A 2,119-nucleotide genomic window follows, 5' to 3' on the forward strand; every position below is an offset into this window, starting at 1 on the left:
CCTGGATTTGATGCGGAAATTTCTGTAATCCGTCCGAAACTTTCCGAAGTTCCGAAATACTTCTGTTCAGTATTCTGCTCCTTTTCACCATCACCAGGATCAGGAGTATCATCGTTTGATGTTGTCCCATTCTTATCAATGACATGGGCCCTGTCACAGGCTGATACTGTTGTGAATTTTATTAAAATTCCCTCATAATAATGTCCTTTGCTTGATGACTCCTGGAGCATCTTGAAGATCACAGAATATGTTGAGGGATATGCTGCAGATCAGAGATCCTAAATTTCCGGTCCCATGTGATCGGATAGCATCGGTGAAGGCAGCCTCTGTACAGGTTAATTTGATTTCAGGCTTTTGGATGTGCTGTTCAAAGTAATATATAACCGCCCTGTGGCTGCAAAAAATCTTGAGTAGCAAGAATACCATTCCATCTGTATGACAATGGGATCGCTGATAGTGTTTCAGCACGGCAAGAGCCTGACTAGATCAAACAGCGTGTCAGGGTTTCTCCGATTGAGTGCTGATGATAAGTGTCTTCTCACTCATCCTTCCTTCAAGCCTGATTTCTTTAAGAACCTGACTCATCATCGTCTCAAATACAAGTGAGAGTTATTATATGCAGATATGACGCTGATTCTTATACAGCGTATTTGTCCTGCCCAAATTTATTAGGGGCTATGGTTTTGGTTATCAATCACTGAAAGAGAAGAAATATGAACCTACGTTATTCTTCATTGATACTGGTGATGTATTGTACTGTGTGTTTCATCGCCCCAACTGATGCCCTCACGTTTCCTGTCTCTGGTAATTGTCTCTTTTCTTGGGACTTTTCAAATATCCCGGAGATATCTTCAATTGGGCACGGGTATGAGACGTCTTTTTTTAAAGAGATTGGTTCTCATTCTGTTCTGGGTCTGACAACACTGTCTGTAAATAATTCAACGGTAAATGTGTCAGGTTCAGTGAACACAACTCTCAGTTCAGGTCTTTTATCTGCATCAGATACAACCCTGAAGTCACGCCAGGTTATTAATGGCAGTCTTGTTGATGAGCGGATAATCGGGCCAGGTCTGCCTCCAGATGGGTGGAATGGGGCATCGAGCGTCGTAGATAAAAGTGATATTTCTGTAAAAACTCTTCCCTCAAATCAAGTCCCTGCATTAAAGTGGTCATATGGATGTTCTGCAACGTCTGCCACTATGTTGTTTGGGTACTATGACAGAGCCGGATTTTCGAATATGTATACCGGTCCGACCAACGGTGGAGTGTTCCCATTAACCAACACTGTCTGGGGCTCCTCATCTGAAGGGAATGGTCAGTGCCCGTTGTCAGCATCTCAGTACGGGCTTGATGGGAGGGCAACAAAAGGTCACAAGGATGATTATTACTATGCATATGGTTCCGGTTCTGATCCATATTATGGTTCCTGGGCAGAACATACACCCCAGGATTGTATCGCTGATTACATGGGTACCAATATGAACCAAAAATACGGAAATAGTGACGGAAGTACCACTTTCTGGTGGTATTCTGATGGTTCACCCACATATGATTTCAAAGATTACGACTACTATAGTCGCGATGGTATGCATGGTATGAGGCTGTTTGCCGAATCACGTGGTTATAGCGTCCTAACTAATTATAATCAGTATATCGATTCCCTTGGGTATTCATATGGGTTTACCTATGCTCAATATAAAGCAGAGATTGATGCAGGTTACCCTGTTCTTATTCAGGTGAGTGGGCATACCATGCTTGGTATCGGATATTCTGGTACTGATCAGGTTATCTTACATGACACGTGGGATTATTCAGACCATGCCATGACCTGGGGAGGGTATTATGCCGGAATGAAACACTACGGCGTAGGCGTTATTCATATCAAATCTCTCCCGGTGGCAAAATTTTATGGTGTCCCTGGTTTGAGTGTGATTCCGCTTACGATCCAGTTTTATGATGCATCAACAGGAAGTCCGTCATCCTGGAACTGGAATTTTGGTGATGGTGTTAGTTCAACAAAGCAAAATCCATCTCATCAATACAATAATTCAGGGACCTATACTGTTAATTTAACCGTGTCAACCTGAGTCTCTTTTTTCTCACACCGATACATACATAC

At 42.7% G+C, this 2,119-nt stretch carries 2 protein-coding genes; one reads left to right on the forward strand and one right to left on the reverse strand.

The genetic code is table 11. The features are described 5' to 3' along the window. Nucleotides 1-230: hypothetical protein (locus VN429_RS04045; RefSeq protein ID WP_325630060.1), on the reverse strand; the 230-nt coding region annotated here is incomplete at its 3' end. A 516-nt stretch (nt 231-746) separates the two neighbouring features. Here VN429_RS04045 and VN429_RS04050 point away from each other — a divergent pair. Further along, entirely contained in the window at nt 747-2,087 is a 1,341-nt protein-coding gene (locus VN429_RS04050) for a PKD domain-containing protein (protein WP_325630062.1), read from the forward strand. Nucleotides 2,088-2,119 lie beyond the last annotated feature (32 nt).

This window comes from Methanospirillum sp., from assembly GCF_035560735.1.
In the GTDB taxonomy this organism is placed as follows: Archaea; Halobacteriota; Methanomicrobia; order Methanomicrobiales; family Methanospirillaceae; genus Methanospirillum.